Raw genomic sequence first — 903 nt, 5'->3', positions numbered from 1 at the left:
CAGAATCGTGGAAAAGATCTAAAAGGGTGGAACCCGAAACATCATCAGAAACCGGGGGATTGAAAGAAAAAAGCTCCGAAACCTCAGGGCCAGGCAGAATATTCAAGGTATCGATACCGGAACCAGGGTCCAGAAGAATGGACCGGAGAAGTTCTTCATAATGGATAGCCATGCGCTCAATACGCGAACGCGAATAAAAATCACTGTTGTAATTAACGCTCAGGTGAATCCCGGACGCACGTTCGATAACGGTAAAGCCGATCTCAAACCGGGAGGTAGTATGGGTAACATCAAGTGGGCTTACCACAACATTGTCAATGCGGAGCCTCTGCTCCTGTGATAAATCCTGGAGCGTAAAAAAAACCTGGAACAGTGGGCTTCGCCCGGAATCCCGATCGGTAACAACAGCATCTACCACCTGCTCAAAAGGTGTGGACTGGTGTGAATAACCCTCCAGAGTGGTATCTTTAACTTGTGCAAGAACCGAAAGATAGGAAGGATTACCCTTCAAATCGATCCGAAGAGCTACCGTATTTACAAAAAAACCTATCAAAGGTTCCAAAGCCTGGTCTGTCCGGCCCAAAACAGGACTGCCCACACAGATATCGGACTGACCGCTATAACGATACATAAGAATATCAAATGCAGAAAGCAAGGTCATGAAAAGGGTGGCTCCCTGTTCCCGTCCCAAAGCCTGAAAACCATCCGAAACGCTCGCATCCAAACAATAATCCACGACTCCCCCAATGTTACTTTGAACTGAAGGACGTAAATAATCTGTGGGAAGATCCAGGGGAACAACCCCCTTAAGATGGTTCTTCCAGTAATCCAGATGGATATCCATCTCAGGGCCTGAGAACTGACCACGCTGCCAAAGCGAATAATCAGCATACTGCATGGGAA

Annotated in this window: 1 protein-coding gene; it reads right to left on the bottom strand. The window is 47.3% G+C overall.

What is annotated here, in order from left to right:
- A partial coding sequence (locus ABD769_RS24935; protein WP_344854077.1) for a condensation domain-containing protein occupies positions 1-903 on the bottom strand: 903 nt, incomplete at both ends.

This window comes from Pedobacter jeongneungensis, assembly GCF_039538295.1.
Taxonomy (GTDB): Bacteria; Bacteroidota; Bacteroidia; order Sphingobacteriales; family Sphingobacteriaceae; genus Pedobacter; species Pedobacter jeongneungensis.
The sequence above is the reverse complement of the archived record's forward strand: the minus strand, read 5'-3'. Positions and strand labels throughout refer to the sequence as shown.